Raw genomic sequence first — 23,807 nt, forward strand, 5'->3', positions numbered from 1 at the left:
TTTCGTGCGGATAACCATTGACGACCTGCGGGTATTCGTCGCGGTCTGCCAGGCCGGAAACCTCAGCGCTGTCGCACGTGACCTCGCGCGCACACAGCCCGCAGTGAGCCAGCACGTCAAGAGGCTCGAACACGCCACCGGAGTCCGCCTGATCGAACGCGGACCGGCGGGCGTGACACCCACACCCGAAGGACTCGTGCTACTCACCGCAGCACGAGACGGAATTCTCGGCCTCGACCAAGCACTCGCCCGGCTCGCCGACATGGCTCGTGGCCATACCGGCACCGTGTGCGTCACCACCGGCGCCACCACCATCCGCAACCTCATGTCCGACGCCGTGATCGAATTCCGGCAGCGATTTCCCCGCGCCACACTCGAGTTTCGAACGATCATCTCCAGCCGCCGGTGCTTCGAAGCCCTCACCGACGGCGCTGTCGATCTCGCGTGGGTGAGCATCGGCGACGCCATCGCCGGCGTCGAACAACGACCCGTCATGGCGCTGCCGTGGGTGCTGGCTGTCCGCGAAGACGATCCGCTCACGCAGCGCCACCCGATCACCGCGGCCGATCTCGCCGAGATCAGGCACATCCGGCTGCCAGACAACGCCGTCTCCCGCATCCAGCTCGACACCGCGCTGAACGCGCTGGGGATCCAGCTGAAACCCGAAACCGGTGTAGCCGACTGGAACACCGCTGTCCTACTCGCAGAACTCGGCATCGGCCACGCCATCGTCCCCGCCCTGCCCTACCATTCCGCCGCAGATCGGCCCATGCGCTTCAAGCCCCTGCCCTTCCTTCCGCCACTGACGGTCGGATGGGCGGTACGCCGTTGGGAATCCCTCAGCCCGCTCGCACGAGACTTCGCCAACCTTGTCGAGCAGCAGTGCCGCAACCTTCACGACCGCAAGGGCTGAACCAAACGAGCAGCGCATGTGCTGTACCGATAATCCACGATCGCCGACATTTCGCGACCCGTTTAGCGGAGACAATGGACGTGAAAAGTCATGTGCGCGAACGGCCTTGGCGGCTGCTGAGGACCAAGTCCTCGTCGGGGTTGTCAGTCGGTTCGCCCCCGTCCGTCACGACCGCGGTCACGGTCGCGCTGCTGTGTGTCCCGGCCGGCGCGCATGGTGCGTTCGGTCGCCTCGCTGCGGCTGCGCTTGGGGTCGCTGGGCAGCCGAGACTGCGCCAACAACACAGCTCGCACATCGTCCGGTGCGCCCGGCATCAACTTCCTGAGTTCCCTTTCGCGCTGTTGAATCTCCTTGGCGCGCTGCACCAAAGCGCGCGTGCGTTCCGCAGCTTCCGCCTCGGCACGCTCGCGCGCTGCCCGTTCGCGCTCCTCCTTCTGCGCACGGACCCGGTCGGCGCGCTCTTGCGCCAGCTGCCGGTGGCGTTCGCGCTGGCGTTCGCGTTCTTGCTCACGCAGTCGCTCGACGTCGTGTAGCTCGAGCTGACCGCTCTCCCAGGTCCGCTCGAGTTCACGTCCGATGGCCTCCGCCTTGCGGGCCTGTTCGCGGGTCACACGTTGTTCCTCGAACCGGCCGGGGAAATCGTGTTTGAGCCGATCCATCGCGGTGCGCACATGCAGGTCCAGACGTGCGCTGTCACGGATGACCCCCCGCCCCCGCGCGTCCGGATTGCGTTCGAGGATTTCACGTTCTTTCTGCAGCTGGAAGAACGCCTCGTCGTAGCCGATATAGCGGCGGTTCTTGTACTCGGTGAACTCGCGCAACCGCCCGTCCGGCCCTACTCGGGCGGTGTCATGTCTTCGCCCGCCCAGCGAGGTGCGTTCCTCGCGTTCGTGCACCCACCCGTTGCGCGCGGTCTCGCCGCGCATCTGGGCCATCCCCTCATGGAAGTGGCGGCCCTTTTCGTTGGATTCGCGGCCGCGGTCACGATCGCGTTCCTGTTGGGCGCGCCGCCGCGCCGACTCTTCCTGCTGCGCGCTGCGCTGACGCTCGAGCGCTGCCCGCCGACTCTTGTCGGGATCTTCGGGAGTGCTCACGGCGGCCTACACGAGGCCGGCCTTGCGCCTTTCTTCGTCGATCTCGTGCGGAACGCCGCGCTCGTGGGCGTAATCGACCGAGCGCGAATAGATCTCGGAACCGATGGACACGAACGCGTCGGTGCCGCCGTCGGCCTCGACCGCGTCGAACAGCAGGCTCGTGATGTCGTCGGGGCTGTTGCCCCACCGGTAGCCGATCGCGGGGGTGAACTTCTCGTCGTAGAGCACCGACCCCGGCGCGGTCTCGTAATCCTCGTTGAACCATTCGCCCCCGGCGAGGGCACGCAATGCTTCGCCGAAGTAGCAGACGAACTGGTCGGCGAGGTCGGCGTTGTCGGGTTCGGTCAACGCCTCCCAGTCCGGGAACAGGTCGTCGAACTGCTCGCACACCCAGCCGACCATGTCGTGACTGAATCGCTCCGCGTCCGGCCGCGGGTCACCTTCGGGTGAAGCCATCGGCAGCGACTCGGCGAACAACAGGTCGATTTGCGCGGCGATTCGGGACGGTTGCGCCCACGCGATCCACAGCGGATCCTGCTGGGCTTGTTCGTTGAAGTATCCGGGGTTCAATGCGTCATTCATCGGGTGCCCTCAAAAGTGTCACAGCGGCGAGTCTACCGCTGCTCAAACGGATTTCCGCCGCTACGGGCGGTCGATGGGTCCGCGTTCGAGCGCGGGCAGCGTGGGTTGCCCTCCTTGTCCAGTGCCGTACTCGACATCGACGACCGACAGGGGTTCGATGTCGATGACTTCGGTGATGAATCCGGCCGCCTCGAGCGCGTCGAGATCCTGCCGGGCGACCGCGAGCAGATCCTCCACAGTGATCGACTGCCCGACCCGCCCGTCCTCGGCAACGGGCGCCCACGAACCATCGTCGTATTGCAGCCATGCCCGCGGCCGCTCGTTCAGGACGGCCAAAACTCCTTCAATGGACATCGCACGGCCTAGCTCGGCCGCGGAGTCCGCGCCGTTGCTCGTCACGCGGCTGGTTCAGCCCCGAGACATCGCTGCGCAGAAATCCGACCGCGGAGGGCAGCAGGCCCATCGTCACCACCGCCGACTGATCGGAACGTACGTGCGCGGCGGCTCTGCGGCCAGTCTGGATTGGATATCGGCGACCGTGAGCGGGCGGTTTGCGGACTGTCGGCCATCGATGGCGCGGAAGGCGATCGTGGAAACGAACAGCAGTAGCGCAATGACGGTTATCGCGAGGATGATCCCCATTGTCGGGTGCCTCCAGTTCCCTGGTACGGATGGAGCGCACCCGGCACCAAGCGAGCGATCAGCTTGGCACCGCGTGCATTTCGAGCGTTGCCGATGACGAGAGCGAATCGAATACGATTCGCGTCCACAAACGTCCACAAACGGGCCTACGATGCTGGGTCATGGGAGGGCGGCCGGTCTCTGGAGCGCGACTCAAAGCCGCGCGCGAAGCAGCGGGCCTGAGCTTGGTCGCAGTGGCCGCACGAACGAACTTCAGCAAGTCGCTGCTCGGCCAGCTCGAAACGGGCGCACGCCGTGTACGACGCGAGCATGTCGTCGCATACTCCCGCGCGCTGAATGTCTCCGTCGAGACCCTCGAAGCACCGGCGACAGACCCGATACGGCTCGCTCTCGAATGGCTCGTCTCGGACTCGCCCGCCGTCCGCCATACGGCCGTCGGCCGCCGGGTGGGCGCGAGCCTCGCCGAAGAGCTCGAGCGCCGTGTGATCGAACTCCGTCACTTCGACGACTCGATCGGGGGCCGAGACCTCTACCCGGTCGTCCACAAGGAACTCACCAACGCACAAGAGGTCGTGCGCGAGGCCAGCTTCGCCGAACCGATCGGCAAGCGGCTGCTCGTGGCGGTGAGCGAGCTGGCCCAGCTCGCCGGATGGGTCGCCTCCGATGCGGGGCAATACATTGAGGCACAACGGATCTACCTCGATGGGCTATCGGCCGCCGCGGCGGCGGGCGAGCGACCGCTCGCCGGACAGTTGTTGTCCTCGTTGAGCTATCAGATTGCCAATATCGGCAGCCCGAGCGACGCGGCCATATTGGCTCGGGCTGCCGTCACGGGCGCCAGGGGTGCGAGCCCTGTCGTTCGTGCGTTGCTGCTGGAGCGGTTTGCCTGGGCCAGCGCCCGCTCGCGTGACCACGAGGAGACGCGCCGCGCCCTCGACGCTGTTGACGACGCCTACGAATCGCACTCGCCTGGCATCGAGGAGCCCGAGTGGGTCTATTGGCTCAACCGCTCGGAGATCGATGTCATGGCGGGCCGTTGCTTCGTCGAGCTCGGCGAGGCGTGCCGGGCCGAGCCGCTTCTCTCCCGGGCGATCGAAAGCTATCCGCCTGAACACGCCCGCGAGGTCGCGCTGTACCGGACCTGGCTCGCGGACGCCTACGCCCGCACAGGCAATCTCGACGCGGCCCGAGCCACAATCGAACTCGCACGGATCGCCGCCGAAGGTGCGAGTTCCTCGCGTCTCGACCGGCGAGTGACCGAAATCGAGCGCACGGTCGCCTGAGCCACGCGCGCCGCGCTCAGTACCGGTTGTCGAATCCCTCCTCGTCGACCTGGCGCGCCGCAACCGCCTTCCCCGAGTTATGGGTTGGCTCGCAATGGCTTGCGCGATTCGTCAGTCGACGGGGCCTCGGGCTGTGAGGACGGTGCGGAGGACGTGTTCGACGGCGGACTCGAACATGGCTCCGCGTAGTTCGTTTCGGGTGGCGAGGGTGCGGGTGGCGAGGTCGAGTACCTGGTCGGGGGTCAGGCGGCGTACTACGAGGGCGGCGATGTCTTCCAGGTCTAGGTCGCTGGTCGCGTTGTCGAGTCTGGTCAGGGCGAACAGGATGACGATTTCCTCGTCGGTCATACGTCGCCTCCGCTGGTTGCTCGCACGCTGTGGCCGAGCCCAATTCTACGGCCGTGAGTCGATTGCTCAGGGGGTGAGGGGTTTTTGGCGGGGGAGGACTCGGCAGTGGGTTATGCGCCAGCCGGCGGGGGTTTGGTGGAGGGTGTCTTCGTAGGTGACGCTGGCGGTGGTGCCGTCGAGGTTTACTGCCAGGCCCTTGGAGAGGGCTTGGGCGGAGGTGGGGGTGGTGGGGGTGACGATGATGTTGGTGACGTGGTGGGCGAGGGGGTTTCGGTCGCCTAGTTGGAGGGCGAGGGCGATGAGGGAGGGGATGCCAGTGATGACGCCTGCGCCGTAGGCGGTGAGGTCGTATTCGACGTTGTCGGTAAAGATTTCGGGGAAGCGGGCGAAGTCGCCGGTGTCGCTGACATGGCCGTGGAGGGCCAGGAGCTCGTGGATGGCCAGGCGGTCGGCGGTGGTGAAGGGCATGGGTGGCAATGGTGCCCAGGGATGAGGGTGGGGCCAGTGGTTTTCGTGGCTAGAGGGATAGGACGGCAGCCGTGAAACGCCACAGGTGGTCGGCGGCCAGGGGGAGCGGTGGGCGGGGGGTGACGCGGAGTTGCTGGGCTATGCCGTGGCGCAGGCCGCCGATGACGTAGGCGCCGGCGGTGTCGGGGTCGACGGTGGCGGGGATTTCGGCGGTGGCTTGGCCGCGGCGGATGTTGGTGGCGGCGGCGTCGGTGAGGTTGCGGATGTAGGTGGACTCGATCTCGGCGAGGCCGGGGTGCGGGGCCGCGCGGTTGAGCAGGAGCGCGGCGAGGGGATGGTCGAAGTGGTAGGCGACGAAGCGGTGGGTGCGGGCGCGTTCGCGGGCGGGCCAGTCCCCGTCGGGGAGTCGATGGTCGGCGGTGGCCTCGCTCAACCCTTCGTAGAAGTCGTCCCAGATCGCCGCCAGCAGACCGACTTTGGAGCCGAAATGGTGGTAGAGGGCGCCGGTGCTGAGACCGGTGCGCCGGGTCAGAGCACTCAGTTCGAGGGTGCCGCCGGCATCGACCAGCTCATCGCGCGCGGCATCGAGAAGCTGTTGACGACCGATCGGTGCGCGTGCCACAGTCGAAACGATAACAGAATTCGGTTACGTCATTAGGATGGCGGCATGAGTGGCAAGGTGACGTCGCTGCGCGACCTCGACGGGGATCTGGCCGGGACCTATCGGCGCACCGAAAGCGGTGGCGCGGCAATCGATCCGGCGATCGCGGAGGCGGATCTGGCCGCGGTGCTGCGCGACGGGTACGTGATCCTGCCGGAGCTGCTGTCGCCCGCCGAGCTCGACGCCATCCGCGCCGCGGTGCTCCCGCTGCTGGATCTCAAGGGACGCAACAACTTCGAAGGCCACGCCACCCAGCGGATCTACAGCGTGCTGAACAAGACCCGCGCGTGCGACCGCATCGCCGACCACCCGCGCGTACTGGCGCTGCTGGATCGCTTGTTCCTGCCCAACTACCTGCTGTCGATGCTGCAGGTGATCAATATCCTGCCCGGCGAACAGGCGCAGATGCTGCACACCGACGACGGCTTCTACCCGCTCCCGCGTCCGCGAAAAGCCTTGGGGGCGGCCACGATCTGGGCCATCGACGACTTCACCGCCGAGAACGGCGCCACCGACATCGTCCCCGGCAGCCACCTCTGGGGTGATCGCCTCCCGGACGGCGAGCCGCGTGAACCGGTCGTCATGCCCGCCGGTAGCTGCGTCTTCTTCGTCGGCACCCTCTGGCACGGCGGCGGCGCGAACCGTTCGAAGAATCCGCGTTTGGCGCTCACCGCCCAATATTGCGAACCGTGGTTGCGCCCGCAGGAAGCGTTCACGCTCTCCATGACTCGCGACACGGTCCGCGCGGTCTCGGAGGACATTCGCCGCATGCTGGGCTACAGCATTCACCCGCCGTTCATCGGTCAGGTCGACGGCATGCACCCCAAGCGCCTGCTGGAGCCCGGCGCACCGCCGCGGTAGTGCTCAGTCGGCGAGGTCGTGCGCGAGTTCCACGGCTTCCCGCATGTCCGGCGCATAGCCGGTCCGCCACGACAACCGGTCCGCCGGAGTGACCGATACCCGGTATCGCCCCTCGACGCGTTCGTATTTGACGATGGCGCGCTCGTGCAGTGGCCCACGAAATCTCATGACTTCCTCTCCGGACCCCACGCGGGGTCCGAAACGATAGAGAAAATTCGGAATTCGATAAAGCGGGCAGCTGCTTGCTCTGCGTTAACCATAGAAAAACCCGGCAGCGAGTCGATACGGGCAATTGTCCCGTTCTCGCTGCCGGGCTCCGGTCTCAGCCGTTACGGCGGCGGCGCGGCGCGGCCCCCGACCGCGAGAAACCGGCCAGACCGCCGGTGCTCCCGGCGGGCGCGGCCCCGCCGCGACCGCCCTGACGCGCCGCACCGGCAGTGCCGCGCTCGGAGCGCTGGCGTGCACCGCCCGCGCCGCTACTCGAACCCTCGGTGCGCGCGGGCCGGCCGGTGGTGTGCGCACCGAGCTTGCCGGAACGCGCTGTGGCCGAACTCTTTCGCGCATGCGGACGACCCGCGCCGCGCTCGTCGATCTCGTGTTCGACATGGGTACGCCGCCCGCCCCGCGCGGCCGGCTGCGCGGGGCCGCGACGAGGCCCCCGGGAACGCCGGCCCGCCGGCCGGTCCTCACGAACCCCGTCGGCACCGTTCACCCGGCGCGCCGCGGCCGCCTCCGTGACCGCCACGAGCGGCGCGACTTCCCCAATCAACTCCGTGACCTCGGGCGAAGCCGCCGTCACCCGCTGCGGGGTGACCGTGATCTTGGCCTTGCGCATGAGCGCGGCCATGTCCCCGCGCTGATCGGGCAGCACCAGCGTGATCACATCACCGGCATTGCCCGCCCGCGCGGTCCGCCCGGACCGGTGCAGATACGCCTTGTGCTCGGTCGGCGGATCGACGTGCACGACGAGTTCGACCCCGTCGACATGCACGCCACGCGCCGCCACATCGGTGGCGACCAGCACCTTCGCGGTCCCCGCGGCAAATGCCGCCAGATTGCGGTCACGTGCGGGCTGCGACAGATTCCCGTGCAGATCCACCGACGGAATCCCCGCCACGGTGAGCTGCTGGGCCAGCTTGCGGGCCTGATGCTTGGTGCGGGTGAACAGGATTCGCCGCTCGGCGCCGGACGCCAGCCGCTGCACGACCGCCCGCTTGGTCTCCGCGCCCGACACCTCGAACACGTGGTGGGTCATGGCCGCGACCGGCGAATTCGCCTCGTCCACCGAATGTTTCACCGCGTCCGGCAGGAACCGCTGCACCAGCTTGTTGACGCCGTTGTCCAGCGTCGCCGAGAACAGCAGGCGCTGACCGGAATCGGGGGTGGCGGCCAGAATCCGGGTGACACCCGGCAGGAAGCCCAGATCGGCCATGTGGTCGGCCTCGTCGATAATGGTGATCCGCACCGCGTCGAGGCTGACCAGGCCCTGCTTCATCAGATCTTCGAGTCGTCCGGGGCAGGCGATCACGATATCGACGCCGCGCTTCATGGCCTGCACCTGACGATGCTGCGACACGCCGCCGAAGACGGTGGTCACCGACATCCGGTAGGCGGCCGCGAGCGGCTGCATGGCGGCCGCGATCTGGGTGGCCAGCTCTCGCGTGGGCGCCAGCACCAGCCCGCGCGGGTGATGCGGCGTCGGCTTGCGGTTCTCGCCGCCGAGCCGGTCGATCATCGGGATGGAGAAGGCCAGCGTCTTGCCGCTGCCGGTCTTGCCGCGGCCGAGGACGTTTCGCCCGGCCAGCGAGTCGGGCAGGGTGTCGGCCTGGATCGGGAAGGGCGCGGTGATGCCGGCGTCGGTGAGGGCCCGCACCAGGGGTGCGCGGACGCCGAGGTCGGCGAAGGAGAGGGTAGCGGTGTTCATCTGTGTGGCGGTGCCTTTCGGGCATCGGGTTGCCCGAGCCGTGCTGCGGAAATGGTCCGCGCCGGGGGCACTGGGGTGGCGAGATTGCCGATGGGCAAAATCGATCGCCGTAAGGAAAGCTTGCCGCGCAGTGGGGGCTGCTCAGGAATGGTAGCGATCTACGACGCTTGATGTGACCGTGTCACATCCATGATCACATTCTGTGTTCGCTGAGAGTCTACCCGGTCGAGGATCGGGCCTCGAACGCGGGGCGGGGTGGCAGCTCCGGCAGCGGCCGCGCGAACAGCCACGCGTCCCACAGCGGCTGTAACGGCACCGGGTTGTAATGCCCGGCCAGATCGGTGAATTCGCCGGTGGTGACCGAGGCGTGCTGGTACCGCGCGGTCCAGGTGCGCAGCAGGTCGAAGAACGCGGCGTCGCCGAGGGTGAGCCGCAGCGCGTGCAGGGTGAGCGCCCCGCGCTTGTAGACCCGATCGTCGAACATGAGCTCCGCGCCCGGATCGGCCAGCGTCAGATCCTGCGGCTGCCGCGCCAGACTCCGGTGCGCGCTGCGGGCCAGCTGGTCGGCACTGGGCCCGCCCGCCGCCTCGGACCAGATCCATTCGGCATAGCAGGCGAAGCCCTCGTGCAGCCAGATGTCGCGCCACTGCCGGAGGGTGAGGCTGTTGCCGAACCACTGGTGCGCCAGCTCGTGCGCCACCAGCCGCTCCGATCCGCGCCGCCCGTCGCAGTGGTTGGCGCCGAAGACCGAAATGCCTTGGGCCTCAATGGGAATCTCGAGTTCGTCGTCGGTGACCACCACCGTGTACGCCTCGAACGGATACGGCCCGAACTTCTCGGCGAAAACCTCCATCATGCGCGGCTGGCGCGCGAAGTCGTGTTCGAAGGCGGCGCGCAGCCGCAGCGGCAGCAGCGCGTGCATGGGCACGGCGCCGCGCGGCGCGTCCAGGCGCTGCTTGCGGTACTGCCCGATCTGAATGGTGGCGAGATAGCCGGCCATCGGTTCGGGCTGTTCGTAGACCCAGGTGGTCTGGCTGGCCTTGGTCTGCTTGCGCATCAGCGTGCCGTTGGCCAGCGCGTAGTAGGGGGAATCGGTGGTGATCGAAATCCGGTAGCTGGCCTTGGAACTGGGATGGTCGTCACACGGGAACCAGGAGGCCGCGCCATTGGGCTGGCTGGCCACCAGCACCCCGTCGGTGAGTTCCTCCCACCCGACCTCACCCCAGGGCCCGCGCACCGGCCGCGGCGGGCCGGCGTAGTGCACGGTGAACACGAGCGCGCCGCCCGCCGGAATCTTCTGCCGGGGCGTGATCACCAACTTCCCGCGCTGATGCACGTACTTGGCGGGCTTGGCCCCGTTGACGAACACCTTCGACACCGCCAGCGACTGGGAGAGATCCAGCGCGAACCGCTCCCGCGCCCCGGTGGTGACCGTGGTGATCTCCGCGATCCCCGCCAGCCGATTGCTCGACATCTTGTAGGTCAGGTCCAGCTCGTAACGCGAGACCCGATAGCCGCGGTTGCCGTTCTGCGGCAGGTAGTCGTCGATGGGTTCGTCCAGCGGTGACATCAGCGGCCCCCGCTCCACGGCGCGATGGGGTTGCCCCACCACCGGGTCGAGGGCGGCACGCTGTCGCCGCGCATCACCAGCGAGGCGGGCCCGATGGTCGCGCCCGCGCCGATCGCGGAGGCGGGCAACGCGACACAGTGCGGTCCGAGGGTCGCGCCCGCGCCCAGGGTCACGGTGTCCATGGCCATGATGCGGTCGTGGAACAGGTGCGTCTGCACCACGCAGCCGCGTTCCACGGTCGCGCCGTCACCGAGTGTCACCAGGTCAGCCTCCGGTAGCCAATAGGATTCGCACCATACCCCGCGCCCGATGGTGGCGCCGAGCCCGCGCAGCCAGACGTTCAGCACCGGCGTACCCGTCGCGGCGCGCGCGAACCAGGGCGCGGCCACATGTTCGACGAAGGTGTCGGCGACCTCGTTGCGCCACACGAACGAACTCCACAGCGGATGCTCCTCGGTGCGAATCCGGCCCACCAGCAGCCATTTCGCCAGGACCGACACCGCGCCCGCGACCGCGCCCGCCGCGAGCAACACCAGTCCGCTCAGCAGCGCGGCGGCCAGATGCCCGAGGGTGTGCGCCAGCGCGGCGAGCGCGAACAGCACCCCGAGCCCGATGGCGAAGGTCACGAAAACCGGGATCAGACGGCAGGTTTCGACGATCGCGCGGGCGGCCCGCAGCCGCGGCGGCGGATCGAAGGTGCGGGCGGTGTCGCCGGATTCGGCGGCGCGGCGCAGCCGGGTGGGCGGGCTGCCCAGCCACGACGAGCCCGCCTTGGCCTTGGACGGCGCGGCCGAAAGCACCGCGACCAGACCGTTCTTGGGCACCCGCCGGCCCGGCGCGGTCATGCCGGAGTTGCCGAGGAAGGCGCGCTTGCCGACCTTGGCCTCGCCGATGCGCAGCCAGCCACCGCCCAATTCGTAACTGGCGACCATGGTGTCGTCGGCCAGGAACGCCCCGTCGGCGACCACGGTGAACTTCGGCAGCAGCAGCACGGTCGAGATCTCCACGCGCTTGCCGACTTTCGCGCCCAGCAGTCGCAGCCACACCGGGGTCAGCAGGCTGGCGTAGAGCGGGAACAGGAAGGTGCGCGCCGAGTCCAGCAGGCGTTCGGTGGCCCACGCCTGCCAGCCGGCGCGGCTGCGCACCGGGTGATGGCCCTCGGTGAGGCCGATGCTCAGCAGCCGCACCGCCACGATGGTGACGGCGGCGTACACCCCGAGTACCAGCAGCATGGCGACCGGCAGGATGGCGAAGGCGCGCCCGAATCCCGCTGTCAGCGTCCGGGTGTCGCGGATCCACCAGGCGATCAGCAGTCCGCCACTGCCCAGCGCCAGGATGGGCACCGCGGCCAGCACCATGGAGGTGATGCCGAAGATGCCCACCCAGTGCGGGGCCCGCGCGGGCGTCTCGTCGGGCCAGCGATGCGGCGCCCGGCCGACTTTCACCGCCGGTGAGCCCGCCCATTCCTGTTCGGCCTTCACCTTGCCCGACACCGCGGAGCCGGGCGCGATCTCGGCATTGCGCCCGATCCTGGTGCCCGGCAGCAGCATCGAGCGCGCGCCCACGACCGCGCCGGGTCCGATCTGGATGGGCCCGATGTGCACCACGTCGCCGTCGATCCAGTAGCCGGAGAGGTCCACCTCGGGTTCGACGCTGCAGCCGTCGCCGAGTTCGAGCATCCCGGTGACCGGCGGCAGCGTGTGCAGATCGACCCCGCGCCCGACCCGCGCGCCCAGCGCTCGCGCGAACGGCACCATCCACGGTGCGCCGGAGAGGTTTTCCGCGCCGCTGGCCTCCGACAGCCGCACCGCCGTCCACAGTCGCAGATGCACCCAGCCGCCGCGGGGGTGGCTGCCGGGTTCGACCCCGCCCAGCAGGATCCGGGATCCGGCCACGCACAACGCCATCCGGCCCGGCGGGGAGATGAACACCAGGAACGCCGCCAGCGTCCACCACCACGACAGGTGCGGCAGCCACGGCAGCGAACCCGACCGGGCCGCGATATTGCCGACGATGGCCAGCCAGGTCAGCCACTGCAATCCGGTCAGTGTGGTCAGCGGAATCGTCGCCAGCACCTGGAACAGCTGCGCGGACAGCGGAACCGGGCGCACCTCCCGCTCTTCCACGGCGGCGACCGGTGCGGACGCGTCCAGGAACGCCGCCAGCGCGCCCAGGCGCGGCTGATCGTAGAGGTCGGCGACGGTGATGTGCGGATGCCGTTCCCGCAGCGCCGCGACCAGTTGCGCCGCCGCCAGCGATCCGCCCCCGAGATCGAAGAAGTCGGCGTTCGAGTCGGCGACCTCCGCGCCCAGGATCGAATCCCACAGTCCGGCAACCCATTGCTCGGTCTCGGACAGGCCGCTGTCGGCGGTGGCCGCGGCGGCCTTGGGCAGCGGCCAGGGCAGCGCGTCGCGGTCCACCTTGCCCGAGGTCCGGGTGGGCATGTCGGCGACGACCGCCAACCGCGGCACCAGCGGCGCCGGTAGCTGCTCGGCGAGCAGGGTCCGCGCGGCGCTCAGGTCATAGCCGGGTTCGGGTCCGGCGAGATAGCCCACCAGAATCTTGTTGCCCGCCTTGGTGGTCCGGATGGCGGCCGCCGCGGCGGTGACGCCGGGCAGATGCTGCAGCGCGTTGTCGATCTCGCCGAGTTCGATGCGGCGGCCGCCGAGTTTGATCTGATCGTCGGCGCGGCCCAGGAACACCAGGCCCGCGCGATCGTTGCGCACCAGATCCCCACTGCGGTAGGCGCGTTCCCAGCCCAGCGACGGCAGCGGCGCGTACTTCTCGGCATCCTTGGCGGGATCGAGATAGCGGGCCAGGCCGACGCCACCGATCACCAGTTCTCCGGATTCGCCGTCGCCCACCGGGTTTCCGGCCGCGTCGACGACGGTGAGGTCCCAGCCGTCGAGCGGCAGCCCGATGCGGATGGGGAAGCGCCCGTCGAGCAGCGCCGCGCACGCGACCACCGTCGCCTCGGTGGGCCCGTAGGTGTTCCACACCTCGCGTCCGGAATCCGGGTCGCCGGCCAGTCGTTCGGCGAGTTCGGGCGGCACGGCTTCGCCGCCGAAGATGAGCAGCCGCACCGGTTCCAGGGCTTCGACCGGCCAGGTGGCGGCCAGGGTCGGCACCGTGGACACGATGCTGATCTCGCGGCGCACCAGCCACGGACCCAGATCCGCGCCGGTGCGCACCAGCGCGCGCGGCGCGGGCACCAGGCAGGCCCCGTGCCGCCACGCCAGCCACATCTCCTCGCAGGAGGCGTCGAAGGCGACCGAGAGGCCGGCCAGCACCCGATCGCCGGGCCCGATGGGCGCGTGCCGCAGGAACAGTCGCGCCTCGGCGTCGACGAAGGCCGCGGCATTACGGTGGGTAACCGCGACGCCTTTCGGGGTGCCGGTGGAACCGGAGGTGAAGATGATCCAGGCGTCGTCGGCGAGCGCGGGCGCGGCAACCGTCTCCTCGTCCCCGGATTCCCGTGCCGCGCCGGTGGTTTCGATGCCCGCGGCGGTGACGACGGCCGACACCCGGGCCTCCCCGAACACCAGCCGGGCGCGCTCGTCGGGATCGTCGGCGTCCACCGGCACATACGCCGCGCCCGCGTGCAGCACGGCGAGGATGGTGACATACAGACCGCGGGTGCCCGAGGGCATCCGCACCCCGACCCGATCCCCGGCCCGCACGCCCGCCGCGGCCAGCCGTTCGACCGCGACCGCGATCTCGGCGCCGAGTTCGGCGTAGGTGAGTTCCGTCTCCCCGTCGTCGAGGGCGGGGGCGTCGGGGTGGGCCGCGATGGTGGCGGCGAGGATGTCGACCAGGGTGCGGGCCGGGGGCGCGAGGGCGGCCCGCAGCAGGGGGTCGGCGTCGATCTCGGTCTCGGCCTGCGGTTGCGGCATCAGCGCGTGCCTACCTCTCGTGGAACCATCCGGCGTGTGCGCGTTGGTTGTTTCATACGAGAGTTACCGACAGGCAAACTCAATGGCGGGCATCAGCCAAAGGTACCGCTACGTCCTGGTTGTCCGATGTTCACCCGGCCCGGCCCGTCGGGGTGCGGTCGCCGATCAGCGGCGCGCGCGCAGGGCGGCCAGTGCGGCGGCGGCGACCTCCCGCGGCGGCGGGCCGATGGGGATGCCGACGATGTGCTCGTCCGGCCCGGGCGCTTCGAGCGTGTCGAGCTGGGAATCGAGCAGTCCCGGCGGCATGAAATGGTCCATGCGCGCGGTGAGCCGGCGCTGCAGATCGTCTCGGGAACCGGTCAGATGCAGGAAGGTCAGCATCGCCTCCGGATGACCGGCCATCCCGGCGCGCAGGATGTCGCGGTAGGAGCGCTTCAATGCCGAGCAGGTGACGATGGCCGAACGGCCCGCGCTCACCTCCTTCGACATCCAATCCGCGATCGCGTGCAGCCACGGTTCCCGGTCGGCGTCGGTAAGCGCGTGTCCCGCCGCCATTTTCGCGATGTTGGCAGGCGGATGCAGATCGTCGCCTTCCAGCAGATCCCAGCCGAGGGTGCTCACGAGCATGCCCGCGACCGTGGACTTCCCCGAACCGGAGACGCCCATGAGGATCACGATGTGCGGAGGTGCGCTGGACTCCATGGCTGCTCCTAGACCACCGCGCTCAGGGCGAGCACACCCGCCAGACCGGCCAGTGAGATCACGCATTCCATGACACTCCAGGATTTCAGCGTCTGCACCACATCCAGGCGCAGGTACTCCTTCACCAGCCAGAACCCGGCGTCGTTGACATGCGACAGGAACAGCGATCCCGACCCGATCGCCAGCACCATGAGCGAGACGTGCGAATTGCTCAGCCCCGCCGCGACCGGCGCCAGAATGCCCGAGGCGGTCACCGTCGCCACCGTCGCCGATCCGGTGGCCACCCGGATGAGGGCCGCCACGAACCACGCCAGCAGCAGCACCGGCAGGCTGGAGTCGCGGATCGCGTCGGCGATGGTGCCGGCGATGCCGGTGTCGACGAGCACCTGTTTGAAACCGCCGCCCGCGCCGACGATCAGCAGGATGCCCGCGATCGGCGGCAGGGCGCTGTTCATGGTGTCGGCCAACGCGTTTCGGGTCATGCGCCCGCCCCGGCCCAGCACCAGCATGCCCACCAGCAGGGCGATGCCGAGCGCCACGACCGGCGTGCCCAGCACATCCAGGAGCTTCTTGACCTCCGACCCGGACTTGGGCGACACCACGTCGAACACCGCGCTGCCGAGCATGAGCACGACCGGCAGCAGGATGGTGGCCAAGGTCGCCGCGAAGCTCGGGCGCGGGCCACGCTCGGCGTCCGCGGCGGGCTCGCCGGAAGCGTCGAGGCTGTTGCCGGACCCCTCGGTGCGCTCGCCGGAAGTTTCCGTGGCCGAGAACAGTTCGGGCACCGGCACATTCACCCAGCGCGCCGCGAGCTTGCCGAACAGCGGCCCGGCCAGGATCACGGTCGGGATGGCGACCAGCACGCCGAAGCCCAGCGTCAGCCCGAGATCCGCCTTCAACGCCGACACCGCCACCAGCGGTCCCGGATGCGGCGGCACCAGCCCGTGCATGGCCGAGAGCCCGGCCAGCGCGGGAATCGCCACCGCCAGCAAGGGAAGTCGCGAGCGGGTGGCGACCAGCAGGATGACCGGCATCAGCAGCACGACACCGATCTCGAAAAACATGGGCAAGCCGATGATCGCGCCGACCAGGCCCATCACCCACGGCAGCGCGCGCGGCCCGGCCCGGGTGACGAGCGTGTCGACCACCTGGTCCGCGCCGCCGGAATCGGCCAGCAGCTTGCCGAACATGGCGCCGAAGCCGATCAGGATGCCGACGCTGCCCATGGTCGAGCCGAAACCCTTGACGAACGAGGCCACGGTGTCGGCCGCGCCGAGCTTCGCGATGAGCCCGACGGTGATCGCGCCGACGGCCAGCGCCAGGAACGGATGCAGTTTCAGCCAGGTGATCAGGCCGACGATGAGGGCGACGCCGAGGACGGCGGCGAGAACGAGCTGGGTGGTGCCGGCGTGGTGCGCGGCCGCGTCGGCCAGGTTCGCCACGGCGAGAGGTTCACGGTTGTGCATGACGCTTCTTCGAGTCGGGGTGGAGTGATCCAGGACACAGGGACCTAATATGGAGGACTATATCAAGCCATGTCGGTAATAAGTACTACGTATTCGAGTTCGGATGCGGATAGGTATGCCGCGGATGTGTGACACTGAGCCCATGGTCGACCGCGCCGAATCTCCGGCTCCCCACGACTCGCTGCCCTTGCACGAGTCGGTGCTGGATCGGCTCGGCGCGGAGATCGCCGCCGGTGCGATCGCGCCCGGTGCGCGCATCTCCTCCGAGGAGATCTCCGCCCGTTTCGACGTCTCGCGCACCGTCGCCCGCGAGGTCGTGCGCGTGCTCGAATCCCTCGGCATGGTCAGCATTCGCCGCCGCGCCGGCATCACCGTCCTCGATCCTGGGCACTGGCATGCGCTGGATCCCAAGCTGATTCGCTGGCAGCTGGCGGGACCGCATCGTTTCGCCCAGCTGGCGTGGCTGGCCGAATTGCGTTCGGGCACCGAACCGTTGGCGGCGCGCCTGGCCGCCGCCAACGCCACCCCCGAGCAGTGCGCGACCCTGACCGCCGCGGTCATGGGCATGTCGGCCACTTCCCGGGCCGCCAATACCGCCGCCTACCTCGAGCACGACGTCACCTTCCACGCCACGTTGCTCGCGGCGTCGGGCAATCCGCTGCTGGCGGTGTTCGCGCCGATCGTGCGGGAAGTCCTCACCGGCAGAACCGAACACGAACTCATGCCCGCCCAGGCCAATCCGCAGGCGCTGCACCTGCACGCGGCGGTGGCCGCCGCCGTCCAGGGGGGTGACGGTCCGGCCGCGGAAGCGGCCATGCGGGAGATCGTCACCGAATCCGCCACGGCCATCGCCTGTTTGCGGCCGCCCGCCCCCCGATAGCGACTCAGGCGAAACACGCTGCGGCTAGGGCACGATCAGATACCACTCGGCCCAAGGCCCTTGTAGCGGCCAGCTGTTGGCGAACAGTTTGGCCAGGCCCATGCCCATCCACAGATCGACCGTCACGGTCTCGCCCGGTCCCCAGCCCGCGTGCACGTAGACGTCCCGCGTCCCGGTGCCGGCCGAGCCGAGCCACGCCAGCGCGATGTGATTGCCGCACGGCCCGTTCAGATATCCCAGCGGCGACAGATGAGCGGTCACATGCCCGGGCTGACCGTGCGCCGCCTCGAGTCCCACATAGATGGACCCGGCACAGAAATTCGCGTCCCCGAAGGTCGATACCGTCGAGCCGAGAGGCGCGAATTCCGGAATCCAATCGGCCTGGGCGGGCTTGGATCCCACTCCGCACACCCCCGCGAGGATCGCCGTCGCGACCGCCGCCACCGCTCCGAGCCGCCGTATCATCATCGGGAGTCCTTCCGGCCGAACGACATCCGGCCGTCCGGCACCGCGCCCGCCACCCGGCCGATGCGACTCCCGACAACCTCGCCGCACCGCGCGATGGGAGTCGTTCGTATCCCAGAATAACGAATCCCGCTGCGCGGCACGCCCGGACCGGCGACCGATCCTGAAACGCGGGGTGGGCTGGGAGTTCGGGTGCCCGGTATTGTCTGCGGCGGCAGGCGGATCGGGAGGAATTGGTTGGTTGGGCAGCTTCCGGCGGGAGTGATCTTCGCCGGGTATCGGATCGAGCGATTGCTGGGCACCGGCGGGACCGGTGAGGTGTATCTCGCGCATGATCGGGACCTACCCCGCTTCGTCGCGTTGAAGCTGCTCAACAGCGTCGCGGGCGACGACGGGGAGAGCCGGCAGCGGTTCCTGCGCGAAGCCAATATCATTGCCCGCCTGACGCATCCCAATATCGTCACCATCTACGCCCGCGGCGAGGAGCAGGGCCGGCAGTGGCTGGCCATGGCCTACGTCGACGGGTCCGACCTCGCCGCCGAACTGACCGCCGGCCCGCTCGATCCGCCGCGGGCCGCCGCCATCACCGCCGATGTGGCGCGCGCCCTGGACTACGCCCACGAGGCGGGGGTGCTGCACCGCGACGTCAAACCCGCCAATATCCTGCTCACCGCGCAACCCCGGGAATGGGCGCTGCTCACCGATTTCGGGATCGCCGAATCCAACCACGAGACCCGGGGCATCACCGCCAAGGGCGATGTGCTGGCCAGCTTCCAGTACACCGCGCCCGAACGTTTCCACGGCGAGGCCCGCGTCGACCGCCGCGCGGACGTGTACTCGCTGGGGTGCACGCTGTTCCAAATGCTCACCGGTGTACCCCCGTTCGCCGACGGCGACCTGCCCCAGCTCATCTACCGGCACGTCAACGCGCCTGTGCCGGCGGTGCGCGATCTGGATCCGGCGCTGCCCGCCGCCGTGGACCAGGTGCTGGCGCGCGCCATGGCCAAGCATCCGGGCGACCGCTTCGCCACCTGCACCGAATTCGCCGATGCCGTGGCCGCGGCCCTGAGTGCGCCGCGCCCGCGGGCCGCCGGATCGCCCGCGCGCACCGCGGCGCCGCGGCCACGCACCGCGTCCGCGCGCCCGCGCGGTTCGGCGCCCCCGCGCGAGGCCGGCAAGCCCCGCGACACCGGACGGTCGCGCGAGACCGGCAAGCCGCGAGACACCGGCAGGCACAGCGCGATCGAGACCGCGCCGCCCTGGATCCGTTCGCGCGCACTGCTGATCGGCCTGACGGTGGTCGTCGTCGCGGGTGCGGGCGCCGCGGCCGTGGGTCTGCTGTCGTCGCTGCTGGGCCCGAGCCGCGACTCCTCGGACGCGGGGGTGCTGGCGCGCCCGTCCACCGTGCTGACGAGCCGGACCACCGCCCCGGCCGCCCCCTCGGTGACCGCCGCCGCGAGCCTGGCCGCCGACAACTGCCCCTCGCGCCGCACCGCCGACGCGGTCTCGGGCATCGGCCCCGGCGGCACCGGCAGCGGCCCCGACGCCATTCTCGGCTTCCAGTACGCCTACTACGTGCTGCGTTCCGGCACGGCCGCAAGGCAATTCGTGGCCGAGGACGCGGCCGGCGTCGCCGACGCCGCCAAGATCCAGTCCGGCATCGACTCGGTGCTGGCGGGCACCCGCTACTGCGTTCAGGTCAGCCGCCTCGCGCCCGCCGACGACGACCACTGGTCGGTGCGCATCACCCAGCAGTCCCCGGGCGAACTGCCCGACGTCTACACCCAGATCGTCACCACCCGCACCGCCGACGCCCGCACCCTCATCACCTCCATCGTGGACGGCTAGCGACGTTTCACAAACGGGGTGTGTGTGCTGCCGGGCTGCTAGGGTGCGAAGCGTTGCCTCGCCCGGAATGGCCGGCGGGTCGGTGAAAGTTGTTCTTCGATAGGGAGTTTCAGTTTTGGAGTCGACAGGATCGTGGGGCGGGTTCGCGGGGGCGGGGTGTCCGGTGACCGGTGTGCGGGCTCAGCCTCGGATACTGTTGGGCAGCGAGGAATTCGCGGCCGATCCGCATCGCGCGTATCGGGAGATGCGCCGCACGCACGGGTCGATGGTGCCGATCGAGCTGGCGCCCGACGTGCCGGCGACGCTGGTGGTGAACTATCGGACCGCGCTGCGGATTCTCAATGATCCCGAACACTTTCCGGCCGATCCGCGCACCTGGCAGGAGACGATTCCCGAGGATTCGCCGATCCGGCCGATGATGCAGTGGTATCCGAACGCGCTGCGCAATGCCGGGGCCGAGCACGCCCGCTACCGGCAGGCCTACACCGCGGCCATCGACGGAATCGATTTGCACGCCGTGCATTCCACGGTCGAGCAGATCTCGGGACCGCTCATCGACGCCCTCGCCGCCGAGGGCGCCGCCGATCTGGTGTCGCAGTACGCGCTGCCGCTGGTGTTCGAGGTGCTCAACCAATTGGTGGGCTGCTCGGCGGATATCGGGCAGCGGGTGGCCACCGGCATGGCGGCGCTGTTCGACACGGTCAACGCCGCCTGGGGCATGCAGACCCTCGGCGAGGCGCTGCTCGAGCTGATCGCCCTGCGCCGCGCCGAACCCGGCGACGACGTCACCTCCCGCATGGCGCATCACCCGGCGGAGCTCAACGACGAGGAGATGCTCTACCAGCTGGTCAGCTTCTACGGCGCGGGCATCGAACCCATGCAGAACCTGATCTCCAACACGCTGCTGCTGATGCTCACCGACGACCGTTTCGGCGGGGACATGCTGGGCGGCAGCCTGTCCACGCGCGACGCGCTCGACGAGGTCCTCTTCAACGATCCGCCGATGGCGAACTTCGCGATCAGCTATCCGCGCCAGCCCATCCTCATCGACACCACCTGGCTGCCCGCCCATCAGCCGGTGCTGATCAGCCTGGCCGCGTGCAACAACGATCCGGAGATCGCCGGCGGCGACCGCACCGGCAACCGCTCGCATCTGGCCTGGAGCGCGGGACCGCACGCCTGCCCCGCCCGCTCGGTCGCCTACCTGGTGGTGCAGACCGCCATCGACCAGTTGCTCGACGCCCTGCCGGATCTGCGGCTCTCGGTCGAGAAACACGAAATCTCCTGGCGTCCCGGCCCGTTCCACCGCGCCATGGTGGCACTGCCGGTCGATTTCCCGATTAGCCCCGCGCTGCGCGCGGTGTAAGGAGCAGTCCATGTCCCAGAGCCCGATCGTGCTGGATGTCACCGGCGCCGATATTCAAGGCGAATCCGCGCGCATCCGCGCCCAGGGCCCCGTCGCGCTGGTCGAGCTGCCCGGCGGGGTGCCGGCCTGGTCGGTCACCGATCAGGCGGTGCTCAAGAGCCTGCTGGCCGACCCGCGCGTGTCCAAGGATCCGCGCCGGCACTGGGCGGCCTTCCGCAACGGCGAGATCACTGAGGCGTGGCCGCTGCTGCCGTGGGTGGCGGTGGAGAACATGTTCACCGCCTACGGCGCCGATCATCGGCGGCTGCGAAAGCTGGTGTCGCCGGCTTTCACTCACCGCCGCACCACCGCCATGCGCGAGCATATCGAGGCCATCGTGGCCGAACTGCTCGACGAGCTGGCCGCCGAACCCGCCGGCGAGATCGTGGATCTGCGCTCGTTCTACGCCTACCCGGTGCCGATTCGCGTGATCAGCGGCCTGATGGGCGTGCCCGAGCATCTCGACGAGGCCATTCACAAGTGCGTGGACGGCTTCTTCGACGGGTCGCTGACCGCCGAGGAGTCGATGGCCAACTTCCTCGAAATGTACGAGCGCGTCGGCGAACTCGTCGCCTACCGGCGCGAGCACCCGGGCGACGACATCACCTCCGCCATGATCGCCTCCCGCGACGAGGAGGACGGCTCGCAGCTCGACGACAAGGAACTCGTCGAGACGCTGATGCTGGTCATCAATGCCGGGCACGAGACCACGGTGAACCTGCTCGGGCAGGCCGTGGTCGCGCTGCTGACCCACCCGGACCAGCTGGCCGCGGTGCTGGCGGGCGAGGCGTCGTGGGACGACGTGATCGAGGAGACGCTGCGCTATCAGGCGCCGGTCGCGCATCTGCCGCTGCGTTATGCGGTGGAGGACATCGAGATCGACGGCATCACCATCCCCAAGGGCGAGGCCATTCTGGCGTCCTACGCCGGCGCCAGCCGCGACCCCAAGATCCACGGTGAGACCGCCGACGAGTTCGACATCCGCCGCGAGACCCGCGATCAGCATGTGGCGTTCGGGCACGGCGCGCACCACTGCCTGGGTGCGCCGCTGGCCCGGCTGGAGGCGTCCATCGCGCTGCCCGCGCTGTTCGCGCGCTTCCCGCACCTGCGATTGGCCACGGACGCAAAGGAATTGCGGCCGATGGGCAGCTTCATCTCCAACGGGCATGTCACGCTGCCGGTGCTGCTGAACGGTTAGCCCGCCGCGATCGGCGGGCGGACGGTCGCGAATCCGGTTGCCTGCTCGAAGGTGTGACCGACCTCGAGCACCAACCGGTCGGCCCGATGCGGGCCGATGATCTGCAACCCGACCGGCAGCCACGCGGTGGTGAACCCGCCCGGCACCGACAGGGCCGGGCAACCGGTGGCGCTGATCAGATACGCCGACCGCATCCAATCCAGATAGGTGCGCATCGGCTCGCCCGCGATCTGCTCGGGATAGTCGAGATCCACATCGAACGGCGGCACCTGGCTGACCGGGGCCAGCAGAATGTCGTAGCGTTCGAAGAACTCTCGCACCCGATGAAACAGCAGTGTGTGCAGCACTTCGGCTTCGGCGAGCTCGGCGCCGGTGAGCGTCAGACCCTGCTCGATGTTCCATACCAGGTCGGCTTTGATCCGATCCCGGTGTGCCAGCAGCGGACTCAGCCCGGCGGCGAACTGCCAGGCTCGCAGGGTCCGGAACACCTCCTCGGCGCCGGAGAGGTCCGGGCAGTCCTCGTGCACGACCGCGCCGAGACCGGCGAACACCCGCACCGCGCGGTCGAGCACATCGCGCACCGCCGGTTCGACCGGCACGGCGCCGCCCAGATCCGGCGCCCAGGCCACCCGCAGCCCGTGCAGTTCGCGGTCCAGCGGTGCGGCGAACAGCGATCCGGGTTCGCTGATCGCGGTGGGGCTGCGCGGATCCGGGCCCGCGAGCACCGACAGCAGCAGCGCCGCGTCGGCCACGGTGCGCGCCATCGGCCCCTGCACCGCCAGCGTCGACCAGGCCAGGGGATCCGGCCACGTCGGCACCCGCCCGGGCGAGGGCCGAAAGCCCACCACATTGCAGAACGACGCCGGATTGCGCAGCGATCCACCCATATCGCTGCCGTCGGCGAGCGGCTGCATCCCGCAGGCCAGTGCGGCCGCCGCCCCGCCGCTGCTGCCGCCCGCGGACTTGCCGAGGTCGTAGGGGTTGCGGGTCGCGCCGAACAGAGGGTTGACCGTGTGTGAACCCGCCGCGAACTCCGGCACATTGGTCTTGCCCAGCGTGATGACGCCCGCGGCCTCGAGCCGCTCGATCACCAGTTCGTCGCGTTCGGGCACGTTCTCGGCCAGCAGGGGACTGCCGTAGGTGGTGCGGATTCCGGCGGTGTCGTGGGTGTCCTTGTGCGCCATCGGAATCCCGTGCAGCGGTCCCGGCTGGTACCCGGTGGCCAGCCGGGCGTCGGCGATGGCGGCGGCCTCGAGGGCCTGCTCGGGCAGCAGCGTGACAATGGCGTTGACCTTGCCGTTGAGCCGTTCGATGCGGTCCAGGTGCGCCCGCACCACCTCGACGGCCGACAGCTCGCCCGCGCGCAGCCATCCGGCCAGCTCCCGCGCCGACGCATAACAGAGATCGGAATCCACAGGCGCTCCTCATCATTCGGACGCGTCTCCATGGTGACCCCTCGCGTGCCCGGCCGCGACCGATACGCGCCAAGCGCTGAACCGCCAAAAGTGAGCGGGTCTCACCAACCTGCCCGGGTACCCGTTGCCGCCCGGTTACGTGCATCCGGGGTTCGCACAGCTCATCCCGCCATTTCGCGGCCACCGCGC

At 69.3% G+C, this 23,807-nt stretch carries 21 protein-coding genes; 7 read left to right on the plus strand and 14 right to left on the minus strand.

Going from position 1 to position 23,807, the window contains the following annotated elements:
• Positions 1-4 precede the first annotated feature (4 nt).
• A complete protein-coding gene (locus D7D52_RS27590) occupies positions 5-913 on the plus strand; it encodes a LysR family transcriptional regulator (RefSeq protein WP_222932685.1) in 909 nt (302 codons plus the stop codon).
• Between the two features lie 143 nt (positions 914-1,056).
• On the opposite strand, the gene D7D52_RS27595 is transcribed toward D7D52_RS27590, so the two are convergent.
• From D7D52_RS27595 to D7D52_RS27605, 3 genes are all read right to left on the minus strand, one after another.
• Positions 1,057-1,839 (minus strand): hypothetical protein, encoded by a 783-nt coding sequence (locus D7D52_RS27595; RefSeq protein ID WP_162958583.1) that lies wholly within the window; start codon positions 1,837-1,839, stop codon positions 1,057-1,059.
• Positions 1,840-2,013: 174 nt separating this feature from the next.
• Entirely contained in the window at positions 2,014-2,589 is a 576-nt protein-coding gene (locus tag D7D52_RS27600; protein WP_120740946.1) for a hypothetical protein, read from the minus strand.
• Positions 2,590-2,649: 60 nt separating this feature from the next.
• Positions 2,650-2,943 (minus strand): hypothetical protein, encoded by a 294-nt coding sequence (locus D7D52_RS27605; protein ID WP_162958584.1) that lies wholly within the window; start codon positions 2,941-2,943, stop codon positions 2,650-2,652.
• A gap of 449 nt (positions 2,944-3,392) precedes the next feature.
• On the opposite strand from D7D52_RS27605, the gene D7D52_RS27610 reads away from it, so the two are divergent.
• A complete protein-coding gene (locus tag D7D52_RS27610) occupies positions 3,393-4,514 on the plus strand; it encodes a helix-turn-helix domain-containing protein (protein WP_120740952.1) in 1,122 nt (373 codons plus the stop codon).
• Between the two features lie 111 nt (positions 4,515-4,625).
• On the opposite strand, the gene D7D52_RS27615 is transcribed toward D7D52_RS27610, so the two are convergent.
• From D7D52_RS27615 to D7D52_RS27625, 3 genes are all read right to left on the minus strand, one after another.
• The gene (locus D7D52_RS27615) at positions 4,626-4,862 is read right to left on the minus strand and encodes a hypothetical protein (RefSeq protein WP_120740955.1); all 237 of its coding nucleotides are present in this window, start codon (positions 4,860-4,862) and stop codon (positions 4,626-4,628) included.
• A gap of 66 nt (positions 4,863-4,928) precedes the next feature.
• Positions 4,929-5,330, minus strand: a complete 402-nt coding sequence (locus D7D52_RS27620) for a nuclear transport factor 2 family protein (protein ID WP_120740958.1) — start codon at positions 5,328-5,330, stop codon at positions 4,929-4,931.
• 49 nt (positions 5,331-5,379) lie between these two features.
• A complete protein-coding gene (locus tag D7D52_RS27625) occupies positions 5,380-5,952 on the minus strand; it encodes a TetR/AcrR family transcriptional regulator (RefSeq protein ID WP_120740961.1) in 573 nt (190 codons plus the stop codon).
• Between the two features lie 45 nt (positions 5,953-5,997).
• Between D7D52_RS27625 and D7D52_RS27630 the strand changes: the two genes are divergently transcribed.
• Entirely contained in the window at positions 5,998-6,852 is an 855-nt protein-coding gene (locus D7D52_RS27630) for a phytanoyl-CoA dioxygenase family protein (RefSeq protein WP_120740963.1), read from the plus strand.
• 3 nt (positions 6,853-6,855) lie between these two features.
• On the opposite strand, the gene D7D52_RS38050 is transcribed toward D7D52_RS27630, so the two are convergent.
• The 6 genes from D7D52_RS38050 to D7D52_RS27655 form a co-directional block, all read right to left on the minus strand.
• A complete protein-coding gene (locus D7D52_RS38050; protein WP_162958585.1) occupies positions 6,856-7,020 on the minus strand; it encodes a hypothetical protein in 165 nt (54 codons plus the stop codon).
• Positions 7,021-7,174: 154 nt separating this feature from the next.
• Entirely contained in the window at positions 7,175-8,776 is a 1,602-nt protein-coding gene (locus D7D52_RS27635) for a DEAD/DEAH box helicase (RefSeq protein ID WP_120740966.1), read from the minus strand.
• A 217-nt stretch (positions 8,777-8,993) separates the two neighbouring features.
• Entirely contained in the window at positions 8,994-10,346 is a 1,353-nt protein-coding gene (locus tag D7D52_RS27640; RefSeq protein ID WP_120744517.1) for a M1 family metallopeptidase, read from the minus strand.
• Complete coding sequence (locus tag D7D52_RS27645) at positions 10,346-14,239, minus strand: Pls/PosA family non-ribosomal peptide synthetase (protein WP_120740969.1); 3,894 nt, start codon at positions 14,237-14,239, stop codon at positions 10,346-10,348. The genes D7D52_RS27640 and D7D52_RS27645 overlap by 1 nt, the downstream gene beginning before the upstream one ends.
• A gap of 165 nt (positions 14,240-14,404) precedes the next feature.
• Complete coding sequence (locus D7D52_RS27650) at positions 14,405-14,941, minus strand: gluconokinase (RefSeq protein ID WP_120740972.1); 537 nt, start codon at positions 14,939-14,941, stop codon at positions 14,405-14,407.
• A gap of 8 nt (positions 14,942-14,949) precedes the next feature.
• Positions 14,950-16,407, minus strand: coding sequence for a GntP family permease (locus D7D52_RS27655; RefSeq protein ID WP_120740974.1), 1,458 nt, complete (start codon positions 16,405-16,407; stop codon positions 14,950-14,952).
• A 142-nt stretch (positions 16,408-16,549) separates the two neighbouring features.
• Between D7D52_RS27655 and D7D52_RS27660 the strand changes: the two genes are divergently transcribed.
• Positions 16,550-17,287, plus strand: a complete 738-nt coding sequence (locus tag D7D52_RS27660) for a FadR/GntR family transcriptional regulator (protein ID WP_120740977.1) — start codon at positions 16,550-16,552, stop codon at positions 17,285-17,287.
• 24 nt (positions 17,288-17,311) lie between these two features.
• Here the strand turns inward: D7D52_RS27660 and D7D52_RS27665 are convergent, their stop codons facing one another.
• Entirely contained in the window at positions 17,312-17,755 is a 444-nt protein-coding gene (locus tag D7D52_RS27665) for a hypothetical protein (protein ID WP_120740979.1), read from the minus strand.
• Between the two features lie 234 nt (positions 17,756-17,989).
• Between D7D52_RS27665 and D7D52_RS27670 the strand changes: the two genes are divergently transcribed.
• From D7D52_RS27670 to D7D52_RS27680, 3 genes are all read left to right on the plus strand, one after another.
• Positions 17,990-19,600: a serine/threonine-protein kinase gene (locus tag D7D52_RS27670; protein ID WP_162958586.1), complete on the plus strand. Its 1,611-nt coding sequence runs from the start codon at positions 17,990-17,992 to the stop codon at positions 19,598-19,600.
• A gap of 163 nt (positions 19,601-19,763) precedes the next feature.
• Positions 19,764-20,966, plus strand: coding sequence for a cytochrome P450 family protein (locus tag D7D52_RS27675; protein ID WP_120740983.1), 1,203 nt, complete (start codon positions 19,764-19,766; stop codon positions 20,964-20,966).
• Positions 20,967-20,976: 10 nt separating this feature from the next.
• Positions 20,977-22,203: a cytochrome P450 family protein gene (locus tag D7D52_RS27680; protein ID WP_120740985.1), complete on the plus strand. Its 1,227-nt coding sequence runs from the start codon at positions 20,977-20,979 to the stop codon at positions 22,201-22,203.
• Here the strand turns inward: D7D52_RS27680 and D7D52_RS27685 are convergent.
• Complete coding sequence (locus D7D52_RS27685; RefSeq protein WP_120740987.1) at positions 22,200-23,618, minus strand: amidase; 1,419 nt, start codon at positions 23,616-23,618, stop codon at positions 22,200-22,202. The two genes, D7D52_RS27680 and D7D52_RS27685, sit on opposite strands and share 4 nt — an antisense overlap.
• Positions 23,619-23,807 lie beyond the last annotated feature (189 nt).

The sequence above is a fragment of the Nocardia yunnanensis genome, from assembly GCF_003626895.1.
Lineage (GTDB): Bacteria > Actinomycetota > Actinomycetes > Mycobacteriales > Mycobacteriaceae > Nocardia > Nocardia yunnanensis.

Excerpts from the sequence above, each read along its gene's own strand:
- D7D52_RS27595 (WP_162958583.1), bottom strand. The coding sequence starts at position 1,839 with ATGCGCGGCGAGACCGCGCGCAACGGGTGGGTGCACGAACGCGAGGAA.
- D7D52_RS27600 (WP_120740946.1), bottom strand. The coding sequence starts at position 2,589 with ATGAATGACGCATTGAACCCCGGATACTTCAACGAACAAGCCCAGCAG.
- D7D52_RS27605 (WP_162958584.1), bottom strand. The coding sequence starts at position 2,943 with ATGTCCATTGAAGGAGTTTTGGCCGTCCTGAACGAGCGGCCGCGGGCA.
- D7D52_RS27610 (WP_120740952.1), top strand. The coding sequence starts at position 3,393 with ATGGGAGGGCGGCCGGTCTCTGGAGCGCGACTCAAAGCCGCGCGCGAA.
- D7D52_RS27615 (WP_120740955.1), bottom strand. The coding sequence starts at position 4,862 with ATGACCGACGAGGAAATCGTCATCCTGTTCGCCCTGACCAGACTCGAC.
- D7D52_RS27620 (WP_120740958.1), bottom strand. The coding sequence starts at position 5,330 with ATGCCCTTCACCACCGCCGACCGCCTGGCCATCCACGAGCTCCTGGCC.
- D7D52_RS27630 (WP_120740963.1), top strand. The coding sequence starts at position 5,998 with ATGAGTGGCAAGGTGACGTCGCTGCGCGACCTCGACGGGGATCTGGCC.
- D7D52_RS38050 (WP_162958585.1), bottom strand. The coding sequence starts at position 7,020 with ATGAGATTTCGTGGGCCACTGCACGAGCGCGCCATCGTCAAATACGAA.
- D7D52_RS27635 (WP_120740966.1), bottom strand. The coding sequence starts at position 8,776 with ATGAACACCGCTACCCTCTCCTTCGCCGACCTCGGCGTCCGCGCACCC.
- D7D52_RS27640 (WP_120744517.1), bottom strand. The coding sequence starts at position 10,346 with ATGTCACCGCTGGACGAACCCATCGACGACTACCTGCCGCAGAACGGC.
- D7D52_RS27645 (WP_120740969.1), bottom strand. The coding sequence starts at position 14,239 with ATGCCGCAACCGCAGGCCGAGACCGAGATCGACGCCGACCCCCTGCTG.
- D7D52_RS27650 (WP_120740972.1), bottom strand. The coding sequence starts at position 14,941 with ATGGAGTCCAGCGCACCTCCGCACATCGTGATCCTCATGGGCGTCTCC.
- D7D52_RS27655 (WP_120740974.1), bottom strand. The coding sequence starts at position 16,407 with ATGCACAACCGTGAACCTCTCGCCGTGGCGAACCTGGCCGACGCGGCC.
- D7D52_RS27660 (WP_120740977.1), top strand. The coding sequence starts at position 16,550 with ATGGTCGACCGCGCCGAATCTCCGGCTCCCCACGACTCGCTGCCCTTG.
- D7D52_RS27665 (WP_120740979.1), bottom strand. The coding sequence starts at position 17,755 with ATGATGATACGGCGGCTCGGAGCGGTGGCGGCGGTCGCGACGGCGATC.
- D7D52_RS27680 (WP_120740985.1), top strand. The coding sequence starts at position 20,977 with ATGTCCCAGAGCCCGATCGTGCTGGATGTCACCGGCGCCGATATTCAA.